At 60.8% G+C, this 20,967-nt stretch carries 12 protein-coding genes; 7 read left to right on the forward strand and 5 right to left on the reverse strand.

Annotation, left to right across the window (positions count from 1 at the left end):
* Nucleotides 1-57: 57 nt before the first annotated feature.
* Nucleotides 58-3,771, forward strand: a complete 3,714-nt coding sequence (locus J4E00_RS02760) for an AAA family ATPase (protein ID WP_208173472.1) — start codon at nucleotides 58-60, stop codon at nucleotides 3,769-3,771.
* Nucleotides 3,772-3,835: 64 nt separating this feature from the next.
* Here the strand turns inward: J4E00_RS02760 and J4E00_RS02765 are convergent, their stop codons facing one another.
* From J4E00_RS02765 to J4E00_RS02775, 3 genes are all read right to left on the reverse strand, one after another.
* Complete coding sequence (locus tag J4E00_RS02765; RefSeq protein ID WP_208173473.1) at nucleotides 3,836-4,894, reverse strand: DUF6687 family protein; 1,059 nt, start codon at nucleotides 4,892-4,894, stop codon at nucleotides 3,836-3,838.
* 109 nt (nucleotides 4,895-5,003) lie between these two features.
* Nucleotides 5,004-6,023: an Atu2307/SP_0267 family LLM class monooxygenase gene (locus J4E00_RS02770; RefSeq protein ID WP_208173474.1), complete on the reverse strand. Its 1,020-nt coding sequence runs from the start codon at nucleotides 6,021-6,023 to the stop codon at nucleotides 5,004-5,006.
* Nucleotides 6,024-6,386: 363 nt separating this feature from the next.
* On the reverse strand, nucleotides 6,387-6,713 hold the full coding sequence (locus J4E00_RS02775) for an HNH endonuclease (protein ID WP_208173475.1): 327 nt from the start codon (nucleotides 6,711-6,713) through the stop codon (nucleotides 6,387-6,389).
* Between the two features lie 175 nt (nucleotides 6,714-6,888).
* Here J4E00_RS02775 and J4E00_RS02780 point away from each other — a divergent pair, with 175 nt between their 5' ends.
* From J4E00_RS02780 to J4E00_RS02795, 4 genes are all read left to right on the forward strand, one after another.
* Nucleotides 6,889-7,326, forward strand: coding sequence for a hypothetical protein (locus J4E00_RS02780; RefSeq protein ID WP_208173476.1), 438 nt, complete (start codon nucleotides 6,889-6,891; stop codon nucleotides 7,324-7,326).
* Nucleotides 7,327-7,434: 108 nt separating this feature from the next.
* A complete protein-coding gene (gene trxA / locus J4E00_RS02785; protein WP_208173477.1) occupies nucleotides 7,435-7,746 on the forward strand; it encodes a thioredoxin in 312 nt (103 codons plus the stop codon).
* A 105-nt stretch (nucleotides 7,747-7,851) separates the two neighbouring features.
* Nucleotides 7,852-10,212, forward strand: coding sequence for a TonB-dependent receptor (locus tag J4E00_RS02790; RefSeq protein ID WP_208173478.1), 2,361 nt, complete (start codon nucleotides 7,852-7,854; stop codon nucleotides 10,210-10,212).
* Between the two features lie 69 nt (nucleotides 10,213-10,281).
* The gene (locus tag J4E00_RS02795; protein ID WP_208173479.1) at nucleotides 10,282-11,133 is read left to right on the forward strand and encodes a DUF4249 domain-containing protein; all 852 of its coding nucleotides are present in this window, start codon (nucleotides 10,282-10,284) and stop codon (nucleotides 11,131-11,133) included.
* Nucleotides 11,134-11,191: 58 nt separating this feature from the next.
* On the opposite strand, the gene J4E00_RS02800 is transcribed toward J4E00_RS02795, so the two are convergent.
* Nucleotides 11,192-12,013 carry a purine-nucleoside phosphorylase gene (locus tag J4E00_RS02800; RefSeq protein WP_208173480.1) on the reverse strand — a complete coding sequence of 274 codons (822 nt, stop codon included), beginning with the start codon at nucleotides 12,011-12,013 and terminating at the stop codon, nucleotides 11,192-11,194.
* Between the two features lie 382 nt (nucleotides 12,014-12,395).
* On the opposite strand from J4E00_RS02800, the gene J4E00_RS29935 reads away from it, so the two are divergent.
* Together J4E00_RS29935 and J4E00_RS02810 are read left to right on the forward strand one after the other, a co-directional pair.
* The gene (locus J4E00_RS29935; protein ID WP_208173481.1) at nucleotides 12,396-17,645 is read left to right on the forward strand and encodes a GEVED domain-containing protein; all 5,250 of its coding nucleotides are present in this window, start codon (nucleotides 12,396-12,398) and stop codon (nucleotides 17,643-17,645) included.
* 128 nt (nucleotides 17,646-17,773) lie between these two features.
* Nucleotides 17,774-18,703 (forward strand): helix-turn-helix domain-containing protein, encoded by a 930-nt coding sequence (locus J4E00_RS02810; RefSeq protein ID WP_208173482.1) that lies wholly within the window; start codon nucleotides 17,774-17,776, stop codon nucleotides 18,701-18,703.
* A 226-nt stretch (nucleotides 18,704-18,929) separates the two neighbouring features.
* Here J4E00_RS02810 and sppA read toward each other — a convergent pair whose 3' ends face one another.
* A complete protein-coding gene (sppA, locus tag J4E00_RS02815; RefSeq protein ID WP_208173483.1) occupies nucleotides 18,930-20,705 on the reverse strand; it encodes a signal peptide peptidase SppA in 1,776 nt (591 codons plus the stop codon).
* Nucleotides 20,706-20,967 lie beyond the last annotated feature (262 nt).

Genomic DNA, 20,967 nt, shown 5'->3' on the forward strand with positions numbered 1-20,967 from the left:
AAAGTTCGCGCTACTGCTTGCCGTATCTTCGGGGTGTATTGATGGGAAAAGTATTCGATGAAAATTATCAGCGTCCGCTTCGCTAACCTTAACTCGCTACCTGGTCCGTTTCTGATTCGCTTTGATGAAACACCCCTGGCAGACACGGGGCTGTTTGCCATCACGGGGCCCACTGGCGCGGGCAAAAGCACGCTGCTTGATGCTATTTCGGTGGGCCTCTACGGCCGGGTACCGCGCCACGACCGCCAGGTGGGTGAGATGGTGAGCCGCCACGCCAAAGACGCTTTTTCTGAAGTGGAGTTTGAAGTGCACGAAACCAACGCCGACACCGGCGTGGTGGACCGCGTACGCTACCGCTCGCGCTGGGAGGTGAAGCGCAAAGTGCGCGGCGAGGACAAAGGCGCTCTAAATCCCGATGCCATGACGCTGGTGCTGAGCCCGTCGAACATCGCTGTCATTTCGGGTAAGGAAGCGGTGCCGAAGCGGGTGGGCGAAGTGTCAGGGCTCGATTTTGGACAGTTTGAGCAGTCGGTACTACTGAGCCAGGGCAAGTTTGCCCGCTTCCTGCACGCCCCGGAAAAGGAGCGCAGCGCCTTGCTGGAGAAGATGACCAACGTGGGCATTTACTCACGGCTAAGCGTGGCGGCGTTTGAGAAAGCGAAGGAAGAGGAGCTAAAAACCAGACTGCTACGCGCCAAGCTGGATGCCACCCGCCTGCTGACCGACGAAGAACGGGCCGACCTGGAAAGCCAGCTCGACGTACTGCACCAGCAGGCCGAGCAGCATTACGAAGAGCAGCAGGACCTGACCATCTGCCTGACTTGGCGCACCATTCTGGACCAGCTCGACCGGCAACTGCGCGAGGCTGAGCGCGAGGCTGAGCGCCTGCGCCAGGCCGACGAAGCCCTGCGGCCTGAGTTTGCCCGGCTGGAAGGCCACGCCCGCGCTGCCGCCGTTGATAAGCCCCTGGAACTGGCCGAAGCGGCCGAAAGGGAAGTCAGTAGCGACGAAAAGCAGCTGCGGGAACTGGCCGAAGCCCTGCCCCGGCTGACGCAGGCAGCCGATACGGCTGCCCAAGCCCATACTGCCGCTGCTTCTGCACACAGCGAAGCATTGGCCGAAGAAGACCGCCTGCGCCCCGTGCTGAGCAAGGCCCAGCAGCAGGATGCCGAGATTGCCGCCGTCCGGCACCAGCTCGGACTGAAACGGGCAGCACACATTCAGAGCCAGCGCACCCACGCGCAAGCCGAGGCCGACCTGCGCCGGGAGGCTCTCGAAATCAAAGGCCTGCAAAGCCAGAGCGCCACGCTCGATAACTGGCTCATCGAGCACAGTGCCGAGAATGACCTGAAAAACCAGGTACTGGCGCTGGACCGCGAAATCATCGACCTGCTGGGGGCTCAAAAGCAACTGGCCGCGTTTGATGCCCGCCGGATTGAATTGCGCAAAAGCCAAGAACAAACCGCACTGGACCTGCGCCGCCAGCGCGGCCTTGAAGCCGATGCGCTGACCCGCCAGCAGGCCATTAAAGACCAGGGCCAGCCCTGCCGCACCGAGCGCGACGCGCTGCTGCTGGGCACCTCGGCCGCCGCGCTGGTGCAGAGCGCCGATGACCTCACCACCCATCGCCAGGCCCTGCAACAGCTGCTGCCTAAGGCCGAAACCGCCCACGAGCAGCAGGCCCGCGCCAATGCTCTGACCGCCCAAATTGACGAGGAAGCGCCGGCCCTGACTACCGCCGAAACCGCCACCCGCCATCTCGAAACCCGCCGCGCCGACGGCCAGAAACTGCTTGACAGCTACCGCCGGGAGCTGCGTACTCAGCAGGCTTTGGCTGACCTCAATCAGCACCGCCAGCACCTGCAGCCCGGTCAGCCCTGCCCCCTCTGCGGGGCGCTGGAACACGCTTTCGCCGCCGATTTTACCGCTGAGGCCGACGAGCAGGAGCAGCGGGTAGCACAGCAGCAGCAGGCTTTAGTGGCTTTAGAGGAAGAATTGCGACAGGCTACCACGGCCCTCACGCGCCGCCAAACCGAGCAGCAGCAGCGTCAGCAGCGACGCGACGAAGCCGCCGCCGCGGCCGAAGCCGCCCGCCAGCAAGCGGCAGCTATGGCAGCAACCTTGGTGCCCGTGCCCACGCAGCCGGCCGACCCCGCCGCTGTGCGCATCCTTCTCGAAACAACGGCTACCGAGCAAGCCGCCGCCGTAGCGGCCCGCCGCCGCTTGGCCGAACTCGATGAAAAGCTAGCTGAGCTGCGGGAGCAATATACCAAAGCCGGCGAAGCGGCCATGGCCGCCCGGCAGGAAATTCCGCGCCTCGAAGACCGGCTGGCTGCCACCGAACAGGAGTTGGCCAAGCTGGCGGAAGAGCTGGTGCATTGGCAGGAGCAGGCCGAAATTTTCGAAAGCTCGATTCGCGACTTCCTCGCGCCACACCATCTGAAGCTGCCCGCCCGGCCGCCCTACGACGGTATTCTGGCCACTTTGCGTGAGCGGGCCGACTACTACGAAGCCCAAACCGGCGCCCTCGCGGAGCTGGGGAAAAAGCTATTGGAGAAAAAAAGCCAGCACCAACCCCGCGCCGCGGCCCTAACCGAGCAGGCCACCAAGCTTATAGCCGACGAAGCCGCGTTGGAAGCCGAGCAGCAGGCCATAGCCCAGCAGCAGGCAGCCCGGCAGGCCTACTACACCGGCTCCGATCCAGCTGCCGCAACCGAGCAATTGCACCAGGCCACGCAACGCCTGGCCCAAGCCCAGCAACTCGCCCAAACGCAACTGGCCGACCAACAGAAGGTCCTCGCAATCCAGCAAAACCGGCAGAAGGACCTGCACGCGCAGTTGGCAATACACCGCACGGCTCAGGCCCAGCGCCAAGCCGAGCTAGCCGCTGCCCTCGCTGCTGCTAACCTGACTACTGCCGCCGAGGCCCGCGCCCTGCTCCTGCCCGCCGCCGAAGCCGGGCGCCTGACCCAGCACCGCCAGGACCACCTCACCGCGCAGGCCGCCACCGCCCGCCGCCTCGCTGACCTCACGGCCGAGCTCAACCATCACGCCGAGGCAGGCCTCACGCCCCACACCGCCGCCGAGCTCACCGCCCAACTCAACACGCTGTCGGCTGCCGATGACGTGTTGCAGCAGAAGCTGGGCGCGGTGGGCAACCAGCTGAAGCAGGACGACGACGCCCGTGCCCAGCAGGCCGCTGGCCTCCAGGAGCTGCTGCTCCGCCAGCAGGAAGAGCAGCGCTGGCAGGATTTGAACGAGCAGATTGGCTCGGCGCGGGGCGACAAGTTCAGCCAGTTTGCCCAAGGCCTCACGCTCACGCATCTGGCCCGGCTGGCCAACCTGCGCCTACGCCAGCTCACGGGTCGCTACACCATTCTCAAAACGCCCAATCGCAACCTGGAGCTGCAAATCATCGACCACGACCAGGCCGACACCGTGCGCCCCATGGCCTCGCTCTCGGGTGGCGAAAGCTTCCTGGTGAGTCTGGCGCTGGCCTTGGGTCTCAGCGAGCTGGCTGGCCACAAAGCCCGCATCGAGTCCTTGTTTATTGACGAAGGCTTTGGCACGCTCGACCCTGAAGCTCTGAACACGGCTTTGGATGCGCTGGAACGCCTGCAGCATTCGGGCAAGATGATTGGCATCATCTCCCACGTCTCCGACCTCAAGGACCGCATTGGCACCCAGATTCGGGTACGGCCCGGCGCGGGCGGCAACAGCAGCGTGCACATCGTAGGCATCATGGGCAACGAAACCAGCTGCGCAGTGTAGCGTGGACTCTGCGAATCCGTGCCTGGCAGCATGTTCGCCCAAATGCAGACTCGCAAAGTCTACGCTACTGCCCGGCTGCTTTCACCTCGGCCCAGGTCCAGTATTTCTTAGGCTGAATACCCGCATAACCCGCCCGAAAAAACGCCACTACCTCCCGCTCCATTACCTCCGGCGCAATGGATGAGGCGTGAATCGGGCGGCCATCCGGGTCGGCGTAGCGCTCGGCTTTGGTGAGCTTCTTACCAGTCAGGCGCAACAGCGGGCCGGTATCGGTGATGCCGTCGGCGGCCCAGATTTGGCCGCTGGTTTCCAAGGCATTCAGGCGTTCTACCAACGGCGCCAGCTCGAGACGCGGCAGTGTGGGCCGGCTATCCAGGTCAATCCAGGTGGTGTATTTGTATTCGAGCTCGTAGTGGTGGCCGGCGTACAGGCTAAGTACAATGTCGCTGCCCGCCGTGGGGCCGAACAGGGCGTAGTACGGTACGAAATCAGGCGCTTCGACCACGGCCAAACCGATTTCCAGGTAGCGCCGTAGCTGCGTCTGGGGCTCGCGCAGCTGCGATACAGCCGCCTTCACCCGGTCATATTCCGGCTGCCAAGCGGCGCGGCCGGCATCAGGATTTTGCAGGATTTCGGCGAAGCGAGGCAAAAACCATTCGAACTTCTCCGCCGAAGCCTCGTCTTCCCGACGGCGACGGATGGGCGCGCCGAAAGGCTCGTAGAAGCGCGCTTTCTCTTCGGCATTCAGCCAGCAAACCAGTTGCAGCGCGGTATCGGCCAGTGGGTGTGCCCAGTCTATTTCCCGGAAATCACCCAACACGGCCACCATTCGCAGCAGTTCTTCGTGCTGCAGGGCCAGCGCCGGATTCAGCAAACTCCAGACGCCGATAAAGCCGTCGATATCAAAGTGGTTAGCTGTGACAGCGGTCGCCTCCAGACCCGGCGTTTCGGGCTGCCGCAGGGCCCGTAGCGCGGAGCCAGCGCTGGTATCGTCGCGCAAGGGCTCGGGCGTGGGGGCTGCCCGCCAGTGGGCCAGCGTGAGCACCGCGCCCAGCCCCACGCTGTCGACCACAATAGTAGGCTGCTGCCGAAGCTGCGCAAAAGGCACGAAATAGCGGTTCATAACACAAAGCTGCGTCAAAAACGACACCTTGTATAGTGGCACCGATGGATAGCCTGTTCGCGTTGGTAGCAGCTGGCTAGCTATCGGGTAACATTTGCGGAGCGAAGAGTTAGCGCAGCAACGGCGCAATGCGCGTACCAATCAGCTCGGTGGCCCGCAGGATTTTTTCGTGTGGCAGCACCGCCACATCCATTTGAAATGTTACCCGCGAGATGCCACCCAACGCCTCGCTGTGCCGCTGAATCTTGGCTGCTACTTCTTCGGGACTGCCTACCAGCAGCGCCCCAAGCGGGCCAGCTTGCGCCGCGAAATGCGCCCGCGTGAGGGGGCTGCCTCCCCGCTCGCGGGCACGCTTGCTAAACGTTTCAATGTAGCCGGGCACAAAATCAGCCACGGCTTCTTCGGTGGTGGGGGCCACGTAGCCGAGCGAATGCAAGCCCACTTTAAGTTGCTCGGGAGCATGCCCGGCGCGGCGCCCAGCCTCGCGGTAGAGGTCGACCAGCGGCCGGAAACGGTGGGTGTCGCCGCCGATGATGGCCACCATCAAGGGCAGCCCCAGCGTGCCGGCCCGCACAAACGACTCGGGCGTGCCTCCCACGCCCAGCCAGATGGGCAATTGCGCCTGTGCTGGCCGCGGGTAAATGCCCTGGCCCGTGAGCGCCGGCCGGTACTGGCCCGACCAACGTATTTTCTCCTGGTCGCGGATGGCCAGCAACAGCCCCAGCTTTTCGCTAAATAGCTCGTCGTAGTCATTCAGGCTGAAGCCGAAGAGCGGGAATGCTTCGGTAGACGAGCCGCGCCCGACCACCATCTCGGCCCGGCCCTGCGAAATCAGGTCCAGCGTGGCAAACTCTTGGAAAACACGTACCGGGTCGGCCGCCGAAAGCACCGTGACGGCACTGGCCAGGCGAATGCGCTGGGTACGGGCAGCAGCGGCGGCCAGAATCACGGCCGGGGCCGAATCAAGGTATTCGGCCCGGTGGTGCTCGCCAATGCCAAATACATCGAGGCCGACTTGGTCGGCTCGCTCGATGCGTTCAAGCAACAGGCGCATGGCATCGGTACCGCTCAGGTGGTCGCCCCCATTTTGGAGCAGGTGCGAGGCAAAACTATCAATTCCAACTTCCATATTATTATATCTAAGGTATGTTTTAGGAGCAGAGCCAAACAGTCTGTGTTGCTCTGCAAAACAAATGTACATACATTTAATGTAAATACATCATTCTCTGTTCTACTACGCTCCTGTTAGTTGGAATGCTAGACTAACAGAATGGTTGCTAGCTGTAGAAGTAAAGCAAAACTTTGCCTGTTTCGTAAAAGTGTGCTTCCCCAAAACCGGCCGGATAGCAGTTGACCCATCCTCCCAAATACCTTGAAATATAATACGTTGTGATAGACCGGCAGGCCAAGACTTCTCCAGCAGCCTGGCCAAACGTCCTAGCCCAGTCAGTGCAAATAGGCCGCTGCTTTGCGCTGAATGCTATGGGCCATTCTACCGCCGGCCGCGTCGGTTGCTAATGCGCTCCACCCGCTGCTTCCGAATCCAGCGCAAGTAGGTTTGTAGTTCCTCGGCCTGGCGTAGCGCTTCTACGGTGGGGTAACGCCGGGCCAGGTCGCGGTTGCTCAAGAAGCGGTGGACGCTGCTGTGACAGGGCTGGCACAGGTCGACGGTGGGGCCGTATTTGCCGCCTTCTTCGCGGGGCACCAGATGGTGGCGCGAGGTAGCCTGAACCGTGCGCTCGCAAAGGCCACACTGGGGGCCGGCAGCAGGTGGGGTCGCGGGTACCCTAAAATGGGGTAGAGAGCGCTGTCGGGCCATGGCAGCAAATCAGGACAGTGAGGCAAATCGATTTCGATGATTCTTAACACAACGGACGCTGTGCAAGTTGCGGAATCATTACGCCCGAACTATCTTGGGCTGCATTGTATGCGGTGTCAATCCTTTAGCCCTGTTTCACTTAAACACTTTTCACAACTTCATCCTGTTTTTTACTATGATAATACCGGTACATTCTTTTCTGCTTAAACGCCTGCCGTGGGCAGGTGCCTTTGGTGTGCTGCTCTCGTTGGGCACGGCGCAGGTGGCACACTCCCAAACCTGGATGGTGAGCACTACAGCCCAAATCAAGCTAGGTGTTCTCGACAAATACGGCCAACTGGGTCCCTACACCGCTACTTTCATCGTACACAGCGAGAAGACGGGCAAAGACTATTACCTGACCAAGGAGCTCGCCAAAGGCCAAACCGGCGTGGATGTGCTGTTCCCTACCGACCCTTCGGACCCCCAGTACTTCAAGGCGGAGACCGGCGAGGCCGCTTCGGCCATCCCCGGGCGCTATACCTGGGAGTGCCGCGTGAAAGGCGTGAAAGCCGTGGGCGGCCGCTTCACGTTTCCCGAAGTGGCCAACGATATTACCGTTGTCAATAAGTAGCCCGACATAAGGCTTTATTTTGTGCGTAAATCATTCGGAAAGCCTGGCTATGCGCCAGGCTTTTTTCGTTTAGAGGCTGTTATACGTTTTCACCTTTGCCTTTAGCTCATGCCCCGCAAGTCATTCCCCGAACTCATCAATAGCCCCGGCATGCCGGTTTTAGTCGATTTTTATGCTACCTGGTGCGGTCCCTGCAAAACCATGGCGCCCATTCTGGAGCAAGTGGCGGCCCAGCACGGCGGCAAGCTGCGCGTCATCAAAATTGATGTGGACAAGAACCAGGCCGTGGCCCAGCAGTACCGCGTCCAGAGCATTCCCACGCTGATTTTGTTCCATCAGGGCCAGCCGGTGTGGCGGCAGGCAGGCGTGGTACCCGCCACCCAAATTACGCAGGCCTTGCAGCCTTTCGTGGGCAAATAGCATCCATGCACTGGGCGAGGCCGCCGAATTGGGCGGCCGTAAACTATCCGGCGATTTTGGGCGTTGGGGAGGGCGCTACATTTGCAGCTTCCCTACTGTTACTCTATGGTTTTAGATTCAGCTACACGTTATTACTGGCTTCTTTTATTCGTAGTGCTGGGGCTGAACGGGCCGTTGGCCAATGCCCAAAATGCGACGCGCTTCACCATTAGCGGGACGGTGCGCGGCGGGCGCGGCGAAACGCTGCCTGGCGCCAGCGTGGCCGTGCCCGCTCTCAATACCGGCACGGCCGCCGACTCGGCAGGACACTTCTCGTTGAGCCTGCCCGCCGGCAAGCACCAACTAGTCGTGGCCTTCATTGGTTACCAGCAGATTACCCGCGACATCAACCTGACCAAAAACCAGCGCCTCAGCTTCGACCTGCAGGAAGGCGGCAACGAGCTGGGCGAAGTGGTGGTAGAAGGCACCGTGACCTTGGAGCAGAAGCTCAAAACCACCCAGATGGGTGTTGAGCACCTCAGCATTCAGGAAGCCAAGCTGCTGCCGGCGCTGTTTGGCGAGGTGGATATACTGAAGACCTTGCAGCTGAAACCAGGGGTGCAGAGCGGTGGTGAGGGCACCAGCGGCCTGTTTGTGCGCGGCGGCTCGGCAGACCAGAACCTGGTGCTTCTGGACAACGCCGTTGTTTACAACCCCAACCACTTATTCGGGTTGTTTTCGGTGTTCAACTCCGACGCCGTGCAGAGCGTGGACCTGTATAAATCGGGCTTTCCGGCGCAGTTTGGTGGGCGGCTGTCGTCGGTGGTGGATGTGAAGCTGCGCGAGGGCGACCGGCAGCACTACGTGGCCACTGGCGGCGTGGGGCTGATTTCGTCGCGCCTCACCTACGAGGGGCCTATCAACAAGGGCAAGGGCTCGTTTATCGTGAGCGGGCGGCGCACGTATTTCGACATTTTTACGCGGGCCCTCAACAAGGCCAACGAGGGCAAGGAAGACTACAGCCCCATCCCGGACTATTATTTCTACGACCTCAACGCCAAGGCCAACTATACGCTGGGTGAGAAAGACCGACTGTTTCTGACCGGCTACCTGGGGCGCGATATTTTTGGCTTTAGCAGCACCAACGGCTTCAATTTCAACTTTCAGTGGGGCAATACGGTGGGTTCGTTGCGCTGGAACCACGTGTTTTCGCCCAAGCTGTTTGTCAACACTTCGGCCACGGTATCGGACTATAAGTACGAGCTGACCAATAAGCTCGACCAGTTCAGCTTCTCGCTGGGCTCCCAAATCCGGGATTACACCGCTCGTACCGATTTTGAGTACACGCCCGATGACCGGCACCAGGTGAAGTTCGGGGCCATGCTCACCGAGCACAAGTTTGGCGTGGGCCGGCTGGATGCCAACTCTGGCGACGGCCGCGTGAACTTCGGCTCCGATGTGAACTACTACGGCCTGGATGGCGCGGTGTATGCGTCCGACAATTACAAGTACAGCGACAAGCTGCAGTTGGAAGGCGGGCTGCGTCTTGCTGGTTTCCGCAGCGGTTCGGACCAGTACGGCGGCTTGGAGCCGCGGGCCGCCGCCCGCTACTCGCTCAGCGATAAAACTTCGTTCAAGCTCAACTACGCCATGATGTACCAGTACGTACACCTGGTGACCAACTCTGGGGCAACACTGCCCACCGACATCTGGTACCCCTCGCGGCTGAACGTGAAGCCCCAGCGCTCCCAGCAGGTGAGCGGCGGGGCCAGCTTTCTGCTGGGCGGCGGCAAGTACCTGCTCACCAATGAGGTGTACTACAAATGGGGCCGCAATCAGGTTGATTTCCGCGACGGGGCCCAACTGTTTGCCAACCCGGAGCTGGATGGTGAATTCATCTTTGGTAAAAGCTGGAGCTATGGCAATGAGCTGTACTTGGAAAAGAAAACCGGCAAAACCACGGGCTGGATTGGCTACACGCTGGCCTGGGCCTGGCGCAATTTCCAGCCCCAGCGCGGCACCAATGGCGTGAACAACGGCCAGGATTTTCACCCCAACTACGACCGGCGCCACAACCTGACCATTGTGGTGCTGCACCAGCTCAACCAGCGCATCAACCTCACGGCCAGCTTTATCTACACGTCGGGCAATCTTACCACGCTGCCGCTCGGCCGCTTCGGCATTCAGGATATTCCGGGCTCCAGCACTGGCCTGGACCCACGCCCCGTGCCCATTTACCCCGACCGCAATTCCTACCGCCTCATCCCCTACCATCGGCTCGACCTGGGCGTGGTGTACAAAATTGGGGCCCGGCGCGACCAGGACCTCACCCTGAGCATCTACAACGCCTACAACCGCCGCAACGCCTATTTCGTGTTCTTCGAAACGGTAAAGGACAAGGCCACCGACCGCATCACCGGCTTCCGGGCACAGCAGGTGTCGCTGTTCCCGGTTATCCCTTCACTCACATACAATTTTCGGTTTTAGCAGCAGGCATTGTGTCATCCTTAGTAGCGCTCCCGATGACCGACTGGAACCAGTACCTCTTTTAATGCTATGACTCGTTTCCTCAAAGCCGCTGCCCTGCTCCCACTCCTGGCCCTGGCCAGCTGCGGCAGTCTCCAGAACAACATTGACGTGCCGCTCCCAAGCTACTCGTCCGAGCTCATTGTGGAGTGCTACCTCGAAGCGGGTAAGGTGCCGAGCCTGGCCGTGACCACCTCCGTGCCCTACCTTAGCCCAGTACTGCCCCAGGTGCCCAACGACGTAACCGTCACCCTGACCTTGCCCAACGGCGCTCAGGTGCCTCTTGCCTTTTCGCCCAACTACGCGGCCCTGACCGATACTACGGGCGTGAAATTCCATAGCCACATTGGCCGCGACCCGCTGGTGGCCCGCCCCGGCGACGTATTTAAGTTGGATGTGGTGGACACCAAAGGCCGCCATGCCACCAGCACCACCACCATGCTGGCGCCAGTGCCCATCGACTCGGTCAGCTATAAATTCAACGATAAAAGCCCTACCGAGCGCCGGGCGTACTTTCTCACCAGTTTCCGCGACCCGGCCCCGCTCGATGATTGCTACCGCCTGCAGCTGCACAAGGGCGACCCGGCCCGCGGCGTGCTTCTGAAAGCTCCCGAGACCGATAACTCGCTGGAAGACCGGCTACTCAATGGCCAACAATTTGTGTTTGGCACCAGCTACCGCTTCTATCCCGGCGACACCATTACGGCCACCCTTTACCACACCGAGCGCGCCATGTACCGCTTCCGCCAGTCGGTGCGCGATGCCCGCAGTGCCAACGGCAACCCCTTTGGCCAGCCCTCGGCCATTTACGGCAATGTGCAAGGCGGCGTCGGCATCTTCGCCGTCCTGAGCGGCGTGCGGATGACGAAGATTCTTCGTTAGGGTTCATTGTTAGTTGATAGAACAAACTAATGTTGTTCTATCAACTAACAACGAACACCTAGAAGCCCGCTACAACTTCTTTCACCAGCGCAGTGAGGCGGGGCTCGGCAGTAGCAGCCGCGGCGAAAATATCGGCCAGCACCACGGGCTTGAGGTGGCCGGGGGCGCATAAATCGGTGATGACTGAAATGGCCAGCACTGGTAAGCTTAAGTGGCGGGCGGCAATGACTTCGGGCACCGTGCTCATGCCCACGGCATCGGCCCCAATGGTGCGCAGGTAGCGGTACTCGGCGGGAGTTTCGAGCATGGGTCCGGGCACGCTGGCATACACCCCGCGCCGGGTGGTAGCGGTTTGGCCCAGCGCCGCGACGGCAGCTTCGGCCCGGCGGAGCAGGTTGGCGTCGTAGGGCGCAAACATGTCGGGGAAGCGTGGGCCCAACTCATCCAGGTTGGTGCCGATGAGTGGGTTGCCGGGTTGCAGGTTGATGTGGTCATCAATGAGCATCAAATCTGCGATGTTGAAATCGGGATTCAGGCCGCCAGCCGCGTTGCTAACCAGCAGCCGGCTGATGCCCAATAGCTTGAGCACGCGCACGGGCATGGCTACCTGCTGCATGGTGTAGCCCTCATAGTAGTGAAAGCGCCCTTGCAGCACGGCCACTTTCTTGCCGCCCATGTGGCCCAGCAGCAGCCGGCCGGCGTGGCTTTCGACGGTGGACAGTGGAAAATGTGGGATGTCGGCGTAATTGATTTCGTACTCGACATCGACTTCGCGGGCCAGCGCGCCCAAGCCGGTACCGAGGATAATGCCGGTTTCGGGCAGGAAATTCTGGGAGTTGGCGCGGATGTAAGCGGCGGTTTCTTTGAGTTGATTCAGCATGGCGCGAATGTAGGACGTGGGCCCGAAAGCTGGCATGTACGGGCAGCACCGCCTTGGCGGATAGCCCGCTAAAAGCCTGCATGCCTGCCTACTCAAACGATAAACTGATATTGTTTTTTCGATAAAATTTGAATTATCTCACTAAGTTTCTATATTATAGGCACGGATGTGATTTTGTAAAATTCGTTTTCCACAAACGTTTCGAATACTCAAAACAGTAAAAAATAAACTATAAACAGAAATAAATATAATAATTTGACCGGCATGTTACTATATTAATACTAAAACGTGATTAGTGATAAGTTGATTCGCTTATACATTTAGCGGTCAGCAACCTAATCAAACGTTTATGCATAAACCATTTACTGCTTTTCTCAAGCTCGTGCTTCTTGCACTTGCCTTGGGTATGGGTTTCACTTCACAAGCGCAGACGGTGCCACAACCGGTGGCCCTGACGGGTTTCAATGCCGACATTGTGGCCAACGGCACGGGCAATGCCACGGCCGGCAGCTCAAGCAACAGTTCGGTGGATGCCAACAGCTACGTCTTTCTGTCGAACGACTACACAACGACGACAGCACCCGGCTTTTTCCATCCCAATGTGGGCCTGCCGTTTGGTGGAACCTTTCTGGGCGCGGCTTTGCCCAACGTGCTGTATAAGCTGCAACCTTATTCCGGCAATAACTCGCTGCGCCTGTACGGCGTGGGCGGCTCAAGCCCGGCAGCCACGGCTACCGGCACGCTCACCTTCACGAACCCAACTTCGGCCGGCACGCTGTATGTGCTGGCCACCAGCGGTAGCGGCTCGGATGCGACTACGGCACGGGTAAACTTTTCGGATGGCACCAGCCAGTCAGCGACCATCACGGTGCAGGACTGGTTCAATAATTCCGGCTATGCGTATTCGGTGAATGACCGACTGCTGATTACGGGCACCAACTTCGATGAAATCATTGCCAATACGGTAACCCCGAACCCCCGCCTGTACCAGTACGCTGTGGCGATTTCGGGCGCGAACCAGAGCAAGAGCATCACGGGCGTTACGTTTACCAAATCAGCTACGGCGGGGCCGTATGTGCAGATAATGGCCATCAGCGCCGCACCACCAGCCGCCGCCAATAACTACCTTCCGATGCCGCTGACCTTTCCGGCCGGGGGCACGCCGGCCCCATACAACGGCGGCAATTTTGGTACGCCCAGCGTTAGCGGGCAGGACGTCATTGTGAACGGCACGAGCGGCAACACGATAACGGCCGGCACCACCTCCACGCCATACACCAACACGTCGGCAACGGCCGACACCGATGGCGCAGGCTATTTCCTGATGTCGACGGACTACAACAGCTCAACAACGGCGCACGCTACCAGCGGCCTGCCCGTGGCCGGCGTAAATGGTGCCACGACCACCGGCCTGCTCAGCAGCATTGCGACCAGCGGCCTCACCTACCAACTGGCCAGCTATACCGGCATCAATGCGCTACAAATCCGCGGCGTGGGCAGTGGCTCGGTAAGCTTCACGCCCACGGCTGCCACCGAAGTATACGTGCTAACGACTTCGACCAATGGGACGACTTCGACCGGCACGATGACGGTGAATTTCTCGGACGGCACATCCCACGCTTATGCCGTCAACTTCAATAACTGGTTCAGTGCAGCTAGTTCGGCCACGTCGGGCAGCTCCAACGCAGCCACGTCGATTGGGGTGTACGCCAAAGGCCGGTTGCAGCCCAGCAACGCTGTGCAAACCAGCACCACCACCCCCAACCTGTTCGAAAACAAGCTCGTGCTCAGCGGCAGTGAATACGGGAAGACCATTATGAGCATTACGGTTGCCAACACGAGCACCTCAAACGCGGTGAGTGTGCTCGGCGTGACGCTGAACGCCAATGCGGCCAGCCTTGCCCAGTGCGCTTTGCCCACGAGCCACAGCGCGGCGGCCAGCCTGGCGGCCACCTGCGCCGGCACCAGCTTCACCCTGACGCTGAATGGCCTGCTGGCCCGGTCCGGCTACAGCTACCAGTGGCAATATTCTTCCAACAACACATCGTGGAACAACCTAACCACCAGCACCTCGGCCAGCCCCTACAGCACGGGGCCAACTAATGCCACCTGCACGGTGCTCAACCAGACCACCGCTACGTATTACCGCTGCCTGGTGCAGTGCGTTTTTGACCAGCCCGGTACGGATTCGCCCTCGGCCTCGGTGCAGGTGGGCCAGACCGACCCCGTAAACTGCTTTCCCTACCCGGCTACTTCTACGAGCGGCTGCGGCACCTATGGAGCCGTTTCTGCCGTCAGCATTGCCGAAACGGCTACCCCAGCCAACGTGGTCATGAACAAGACCGGCCTTACGTGCGGGACCACGACCGAGCCCTACGCCACGTATGGCATCTACCGCGATGCTGCTACGAACGGCACGCTGAGTAAAAGCAACGATTACACCCTGACCGTCACGACGACAAACGCCAGCCGCGCCGCTCTCTGGATTGACCTGAACCAGGATGGCATCTACGGGGCGGTGCTGAACTCTGCCGGAGCGCCCACCGGCGAATACTTTGGCGAGAACACCAACGGTTCTGGCAGTACAACGCTGACCTTTAGCATTCCCAGCACTTCGCTGGCTGCCGTTACCAATGGCACGGTGGGCTTCCGCGTGCGAACTGAGCGTAACAACGCAAGCATTCTTGCTACCGCCGGCAATAGCAACGCCACTACCACCACCGGTGTCACGCTGGACTACGCGGTGCTGGTAGCCGGTGCTACGCCCTGCGCCGGTACGCCCGCCGCTACGGTACCTACTTCGGTCACCAGCACGGCCTGCCCGGCTACTACATTTTCGCTCACGGCTACTGGCCCCGCACTCGGGACCACCGGCCTTACCTACCAGTGGGAGTATAAGCCCAGTGCCGCGGCGCTCTACACCAGCGTGCCCACTACCATCACCGATGTGAATGGCAACGCCGTGACGACGAACGCCACGACAGCCATCCTGACCATTGTCAACCAGCGCGAAGCTACCGACTACCGGGTGATTATTACGTGCAGCAACGGGGGAGCCAGTGCTACGTCGCCGGCCATCACCATTGCCCAAAGCCTGCTGGCGAACTGCTACTGCCAGAACGCCAACAACGCGACCAACGACTACCTCACCAACGTAACGCTGCAGGACATCAACAACACCAGCGGCAGCTCGCAGACCAGCACCCCAACGGGGTTTGCTGATTATACGGGCAGCCCCAGCCCTACCCAGACGACCACGCTCAACCGCAACAGCACGTATGTTATCACGGTATCCGCCCTCTCGCCGTCGTCGAGCACGCCTACCGAGATGGTCTGGATTGACTACGACCAGAGCGGGACGTTCGAAGCCAGCGAGTACACCGTCATTGGTACCCAGGCCACTACCGGCGCGGTGACGGGGAGCACCAACCTCACCATTCCCGCCACGGCCCTGCTGGGCCCTACCCGGATGCGCGTGCGCCTGCACAACGACGCCACCGGCACGGGTGCCAGCGCCTGCGCCAACGCCTGGATTGGCGAAACCGAGGACTACCTCGTCACTATTGGGGCCGAAGTAGTCTGCTCCACTCCCACCCTCCTCACAGTGAGCGGCCCGGCTGCTGCGCCGTGCGCCGGGGCCTCATTCACCCTGACGACCACTGGCGCGACGGCCGGCCAAAGCGGCTTTAGCTACCAATGGGAGAAAAGCGCAGCGGGCGCCAACAGCTTTGCCCCTATCAGCGGAGCCACCAATCTGTCGCTGACCACCAGCCTGACGGCCTCGACGGACTACCGCATTGTGACCACCTGCGCCACCGGCGGGGCTACTGCTCCCTCAAATATATTCACGGTAACCTTGGGCTATCTGAATTGCTACTGCACGCCGTCGGCCACTCCCACCAACGAATATGTATCGGCCGTGAGCATGACGGGCAGCACGCCTTTCACCAATACCACCGGCGGCACCAGCAGCACCTCGGCAGGCTACAACAACTACACCGGCGACCCTGCGCTGACTACTACCCTCAACCAGGGTGGCATTTACCCCATCACGGTGAGCATCCGGGCCAATGCCTCTCCCTCGCAGGCTGCCCTTTGGATTGACTTTGACCACAACGGCACGTTCGACCCGACTGACAACGTGGAATACTACCTGCTCGGCACCCCGGCTAGCAGCGGCAACTACACCTACACCATCAACGTGACCGTGCCGGCCAATGCGCCGCTCGGCGCCACCCGCATGCGGGTGCGGGAGCGCAACTCGCTCTTCGCCAATACCGCCGCCTGCGATGCCAGCGGCTACGGCGGCGAAACCGAGGACTACCTCTTCACCGTGGGCCCGCCCCAGCAGTGCACCAACCCGCCCGCGACCATCACCGCCACGGCCGATGTGACCAACGCCTGCGCCAACTCGTCCTTCACGCTCAGCACCAGCAGCATTCCCGTGGGCACCACGGGCTACACCTTCCAGTGGCAAAGCCGCTTGATGGGCTCAGGCAATGCGTTTGCGGACATCACGGGCGCTACCGCCTTCAGCTACGCGGTGGCTGGCCAAACGGTGCCGACAGATTACCAACTCATCGTGAGCTGCGCTAATGGTGGTGCGCCCGTGACGTCGAACTCGGTGGCAGTGGGCCAGAACACCTACGACCAATGCTATTGCAGCGTGGTGCACGGCTCGGGTTGCAGCACCTACGGCGCCATCACCAACGTGAGCATCAACGGCATGAGCAACGGCACAACCTGCGCCGGCGGCTCCAACTACACGGTGGTCCCCACCACCACGGCCACCGCTACGCTTACGAAGGGGACGAGCTACACGCTGAACACTACGTTTGCCAGCAGCCCAAGCATCAGCGCGGGCGTGTGGGTCGATTATAACCACAACGGCACGTTCGACGCCAGCGAGTTCAACAGCATCACCAGCGCCGCCAGCAACGGCACGCTGAGCACGAGCATGACCGTGCCCGCCACAGCGATGACCGGCGCCACCCGCATGCGCATCCGAACCGAATCGACGGGCGTGGCCCTCGTAACGGCCAGCCGCGGCTGCGACACCTTTGTGTACGGCGAAACCGAGGATTATACCTTCAACGTCGTGGCTCCGCTGCCGGTCAAGCTCATCAGCTTCACTGCGGCAGCGCAGGACAAAGCCGTACACCTGGATTGGGTCACGGCCTCGGAGCTGCACAGCGAGCGGTTTGAGGTAGAGCGCAGCACCGATGGCAAAACCTTTGAGCTCATTGGCACCGTGGCTGCGCAGGGCAATTCTACCCACCGCACCGACTACGAGTTCCTCGACTCCAAAGCCCTCGCCAAGGCCACCACGCGCTACTACCGCCTCCGCCAGGTCGATACCGATGGCGCGGCCGAATACTCGCCCGTGCGGAGCGTGCAGTTGGGTAGCTTCACCCACCTGGAGCTGTACCCCAACCCGGCGCACCGCGACCTTTCCGTGACTGGTGCCACCGCCGGCGCGGCCGTGGAAATCTTCGACGCCCTGGGCCGTTCCGTACTGAATGCCCCGGCCAACACTGACGGCCAGGCTCGCCTCACGCTGCCCGCCGGGCTGCCGAGCGGGGTATACATCGTGCGCAGCGGCACCGAAGTGCGCCGCCTCACGGTGGAGTAATCCTTCCTGCCACGTGCCTTTAAGGCCCGACTGCCCGGTGTGGGGCGGCCGGGCCTTTTGTTTATCGCTGAGAGCCAGACGCCAATAGCTGGTGGCTTGCTTACCTTTGATTTTCACAGCTGTTTATAATGAAGCCTAATTCGCTCGAAGAACTCTACACCAAGCTCCGTCCGGTGGCCGGCGCCGAAGCCAGTACGCTAGTGGCCCCGGGCATTCAGCGGGAAATCGGCCACTTCAACGTCTTCAACGTGGCCGACCTAATGGCCACCAAGTTCCAACGGCCACCAATGACTTTCGACCGGCGGGCATTCTGTAAAATCAGCCTGATTCGTGGGCGCAGCCGGGTTGAGAACGGCGACAAAGTGGTGGACATTGAGCGCAACGGCCTGTGGTTTGCCACCTCCCGCGTGCCCTACCGGTGGCTGCCGCAAGACCAAGACCAAGCCGGCTACTTCTGCGTTTTCACCGATGAGTTCCTGCTGCCCGCCAAGAGTGGGGTTGTGCTCGATGAGCTGCCCATTTTCCAACCCGGCGCCACCCCTACCTTGGAGATATCGGATACGGACTACGCAGCCATTGAGGGTATTTTCCTGCGCATGACGCAGGAAATAGCCTCCGGCTATGCCCATAAGTATGACCTGCTCCGCACCTACCTGCTCGAACTGATACACTATGGGCAGAAGCTGCAACCCGCACCGGCCCAGGTCCACACACCCAATGCTTCGGCCCGCGTCACGGCCCTGTTTGCCGAGCTGCTGGAACGCCAGTTTCCCCTCGAAACTCCGCAGCAACAGCTACGGCTGCGCACCGCCAAGGACTACGCCAACCAGCTGGCGGTGCACGTCAACCACCTCAACCGGGTACTGAAAGAAACCACCGGCCGTACCACCACCGGCCTCATCGGCAGCCGGGTAGCGCAGGAAGCCAAAATCCTGCTCAAGCAGACCAACTGGAACGTCTCCGAAATTGCCAACAGCTTGGGCTTTGCCGACGCGGCGCATTTCTGCAACTTCTTCAAACGCCAGACCGGCCTGGTCCCAAGTGCCCTCCGCGAATAGACTCGTTGTTTGAATTATTCAGCAGGCAGACGCTGAAGCGGCCAGGTTGCAGAGTAGCCATAGCCCGGTGATGGATTTGTAGCAACCCGATAATTGGGATAAAAAAAGCCGCGTAGCGATGACAGAACCAATCGGTAATCTGTCACTGCTACGCGGCTTTTTTTATCACTAGAACCGTGCTTCTTTGCCAACCTTTCGCTGCTACGCGGCTAGTCCGCAGCTTGGGTTATTTAATGTCTAACAAGTAGGGCAGACGGGCCTGCACACCGCGCATCTGCATGAGCTGCTGGTACTGCGCGTAGGCGGGGTAAAGCGGGCCCAGCTCGGCTTTGATGGCGCGGGCCTTGGCTTCGTCATCCTCATCGCCAACAAAGCGGGACAGCAGGCTTTCGATGGAGGAGCGTTGACGGGGCAGGCGCTGCACGCGGTAGTCGTCGGCCTTGAGGTGGGCGCGTTGGGCGGCAATTTTCAGGGCGTCTTCGTAGTCGCCCAGCACATCCACGAGGCCGTTGTTTTTGGCCTCGAGGCCGCTCCAGACGCGGCCCGAGGCCAGGCGGCGCAGGCGGTCTACGGGCATGCGGCGGCCGAGGGCGGCTTTGCTGGTGAAATCGGCGTAGATGCTGTTCACCTCGCCTTGCAGCACTTTTTTCTCATAGTCGGAGAGCGCGCGGGTGATGGTGGGCAGGTCGGAGAACTTGCCGGTGGTCACGCGGTCCACGGTGATGCCCAGCTTGTCGGCCAGCAGCGGCTGAATGTTGGGCAGCACGCCAAACACGCCAATGGAGCCCGTGATGGTGTTCGGATGGGCCACGATGGTGTCGCAGGCCATGGCAATGTAGTAGCCCCCGGAAGCTGCCACGTCGCTCATGCTGGCGATAATCGGCTTCACTTTGCTGGTGAGCAGCACCTCGCGGTAAATAATATCGGAGGCAAGCGAGGAGCCGCCGGGCGAGTTGATACGCAGCACCACGGCCTTCACTTTGTCGTCGAGGCGGGCCTTGCGGATGGATTCGGCAAACTTGGTGCTACCGATGTTGTCGTCGGAACCCCGGCCGGTCACAATGTCGCCGTCGGCGTACACCACGGCAATGCGGTTGCCGCTGGTGTTGCCCTCTTTTTCGTCGGCATCATCGTTTTCGGTATAGTCGCTGAGGCTCACCAGGCTGGGCTTTTTGTCTTTGGCCACGCCCAGCTTGCCCCGCAGGTAGTCCTCCACCTCATCAAAATAGCCGAGCTTGGTGACCAGGTTCAGGCGCAGGGCATCGGGGGCGTTGTGCACCAGCATGGAGTCCGAAATCACCTTGAGGCGGGCCGGCTCGATGTGGCGCGCCTCGGCCACGCGGCCAATCATGTAGCCGTTGATGGAGTTGAGGAACGACACGGTCTGGTAGCGGGCCGAATCCGAGAAATTCTCCCGGAAAAACGGCTCCACGGCGCTTTTAAACGAGCCCACCCGGAAGATGTAGGGCTCGATGCCGGCCTTGTCGAACAGGCGCTTGTAGAACATCACCTCCGAGCTGAGCCCGTTGAATTCCAGCGTGCCCTGCGGGTGCAGGTAGATTTCGTTGGCTACCGAGGAGAGGTAGAAGCTCTTTTCGGAGGCGATTTCGTGGTAGGCCACGATGAACTTGCCGGATTTTTTAAAGTCCAGCAGCGCGTCGCGCACTTCCTCCAGCGAGGCCATGCCGCCCTGCACCAAACCCAGGTTCAGCAAAATGCCCTTGATGTCGGCATCGCCCTTGGCCCGGCCGATGGCTTCCTTCAACTCGACCAAACCGGTCGAGCCACTATTGCCCCCGAAGGCGCCCAGGCGGCCGTCGCGCCCGCGCTCATTGAGCGGGTCGTTCAGCTTGAGCTCCAGCACCGAGTTGGCGGCGGTTTCCTTGTGGTCGTCGCTGCTCACGGCCGCTCCAATGATGCCGGCCATCACCAAAAAACCCAGAAATCCAAAGACGAACAGGCCGACAACGGTGGCGAGCACGAATTTCAAAAATTGACGCATAAAAACGGATTAGAATGATGGCTGTAAATGTAGGCGGCGCGGGCCATTTGGCCTTCCCCCGTGGGTTTACGTCTTTCCCCTGCCGATTTACGAAGGCGTAAACCCACGGGGGAAGGACGTAAATACGCGGGGGAAAGGCGTAAACCAGCGGGGGAACGACGGAAATCCGCGGGGGAGGCACGGAACATCGCAGGGGCATGGCGTACAGGCCCGCGGAATGCCCGAAAGCCCGCGGGGGACCACCCAAAAGCCCCGCGGGCGG

It is taken from the genome of Hymenobacter negativus (genome assembly GCF_017571495.1).
In the GTDB taxonomy this organism is placed as follows: Bacteria; Bacteroidota; Bacteroidia; order Cytophagales; family Hymenobacteraceae; genus Hymenobacter; species Hymenobacter negativus.

What these genes read in the sequence shown, in the direction of transcription:
- J4E00_RS02795 (WP_208173479.1), top strand. Translation starts at nt 10,282, where the DNA reads ATGACTCGTTTCCTCAAAGCCGCTGCCCTGCTCCCACTCCTGGCCCTG.
- J4E00_RS02775 (WP_208173475.1), bottom strand. Translation starts at nt 6,713, where the DNA reads ATGGCCCGACAGCGCTCTCTACCCCATTTTAGGGTACCCGCGACCCCA.
- J4E00_RS02780 (WP_208173476.1), top strand. Translation starts at nt 6,889, where the DNA reads ATGATAATACCGGTACATTCTTTTCTGCTTAAACGCCTGCCGTGGGCA.
- J4E00_RS02760 (WP_208173472.1), top strand. Translation starts at nt 58, where the DNA reads ATGAAAATTATCAGCGTCCGCTTCGCTAACCTTAACTCGCTACCTGGT.
- J4E00_RS02810 (WP_208173482.1), top strand. Translation starts at nt 17,774, where the DNA reads ATGAAGCCTAATTCGCTCGAAGAACTCTACACCAAGCTCCGTCCGGTG.
- sppA (WP_208173483.1), bottom strand. Translation starts at nt 20,705, where the DNA reads ATGCGTCAATTTTTGAAATTCGTGCTCGCCACCGTTGTCGGCCTGTTC.
- J4E00_RS02770 (WP_208173474.1), bottom strand. Translation starts at nt 6,023, where the DNA reads ATGGAAGTTGGAATTGATAGTTTTGCCTCGCACCTGCTCCAAAATGGG.
- J4E00_RS02790 (WP_208173478.1), top strand. Translation starts at nt 7,852, where the DNA reads ATGGTTTTAGATTCAGCTACACGTTATTACTGGCTTCTTTTATTCGTA.
- J4E00_RS02765 (WP_208173473.1), bottom strand. Translation starts at nt 4,894, where the DNA reads ATGAACCGCTATTTCGTGCCTTTTGCGCAGCTTCGGCAGCAGCCTACT.
- trxA (WP_208173477.1), top strand. Translation starts at nt 7,435, where the DNA reads ATGCCCCGCAAGTCATTCCCCGAACTCATCAATAGCCCCGGCATGCCG.
- J4E00_RS02800 (WP_208173480.1), bottom strand. Translation starts at nt 12,013, where the DNA reads ATGCTGAATCAACTCAAAGAAACCGCCGCTTACATCCGCGCCAACTCC.